Origin of the sequence: Streptomyces sp. KR55 (assembly GCF_052245645.1) — a bacterium.
Taxonomy (GTDB): domain Bacteria; phylum Actinomycetota; class Actinomycetes; order Streptomycetales; family Streptomycetaceae; genus Streptomyces; species Streptomyces flavusporus.
The window spans coordinates 1-1,262 of record NZ_JBQQCE010000919.1; the positions used below are offsets into that span (position 1 = coordinate 1).

The window sequence follows — 1,262 nt, forward strand, 5'->3', positions numbered from 1 at the left end:
TCAATGTCATGCTCGGTAGTAGTTCCGCGGGTTCGCTCGACCACTCGGTGCCCCGTTTCCGGTGGCCAGGTCCCATTGTGCGGCCCGCGGGACGCCCGTGGGCCGGCGGCAGTGGCTTGATAGGAGCGTGAGTCCGTCTGCATTGAGGTGTGCCCGTCGACCGGCCTGCTCGTTCCGCGAGCACGGAGGATGGACCGATGGTCGTTCTGGGGATCGATGCCCACAAGCGCAACCACACTGCAGTCGCCGCTGACGACCAGGGCCGCGAACTCGGGGCCCGCACCACCGGCACCACCAGCGCCGATCACCTGCGCCTGCTCGCCTGGGCACGGCGGTTCGGCGACCAACGCCTGTGGGCGGTGGAAGACTGCCGACACCTCTCCCGGCGCCTGGAAGCCGATCTTCTGGCAGCTGGCGAACGCATCGTCCGCGTGCCGCCCAAGCTCATGGCCCACTGCCGCACCGCGGCCCGCACCTACGGCAAGTCCGACCCCATCGACGCCCTGGCGGTCGCCCGCGCCGCGCTGCGCGAACCCGACCTGCCCACCGCCCAGCTGGACGGGCCCAGCAGAGAGTTGCGCCTGCTGGTCGACCATCGCGACGACCTGGTCGCCGAACGCACCCGCATCATCAACCGGCTGCGCTGGCATCTGCACGAGCTCGCCCCTGACCTCGATCCCCCGGCCCGCAGCCTGACGCACTCCCGGCAGACCGCCGTGGTAGCCGACTTCCTCCGCGGTGCCGACGGCGTCGTCGCCCGGCTGGCCAGCAGGTGCCTGGCCCGCTGCCAAGCCCTGACCGAGGAGATCCACGAGCTGGACGCGGAGATCACCGGCAGCATCGAAGTGCTCGGCGCGAGCCTGCTGAAAATCCCCGGCTGCGGCACGCTCACCGCCGCGAAGATCCTCGGGGAGACCGCCGATGTCACGCGGTTCAAGTCCAAGGATGCCTTCGCCCGCCACAACGGCACCGCGCCTCTGCCCGTGTGGTCGGGCAACCGCGAACGGCACCGCCTCAGTCGCGTCGGAAACCGCCAACTCAACACAGCCCTGCACAGGATCGCGGTCACCCAGGCGCACTACCACCCCGACGCACGCGCCTATCTGAAGCGACGGCAGGACTCCGGCGACACCATGACCGAAGCGCTCCGTGCCCTCAAACGCCGACTGTCCGACGTCGTCTACCGAGCCCTCCAGCACGATGCCCAAGCGTCACACGACCACGTGAACACGCTCGCAGTGGCTGCTTGACATAGGAGTAAT

The 1,262-nt window shown here is 69.2% G+C and carries 1 protein-coding gene; it reads left to right on the top strand.

Annotation, left to right across the window (positions count from 1 at the left end; all coding sequences use genetic code 11):
* Positions 1 to 197 precede the first annotated feature (197 nt).
* Positions 198 to 1,250, top strand: coding sequence for an IS110 family transposase (locus tag ACTWQJ_RS51510; protein ID WP_443313221.1), 1,053 nt, complete (start codon positions 198 to 200; stop codon positions 1,248 to 1,250).
* Positions 1,251 to 1,262 lie beyond the last annotated feature (12 nt).

What these genes read in the sequence shown, in the direction of transcription:
- ACTWQJ_RS51510 (WP_443313221.1), top strand. Translation starts at nt 198, where the DNA reads ATGGTCGTTCTGGGGATCGATGCCCACAAGCGCAACCACACTGCAGTC.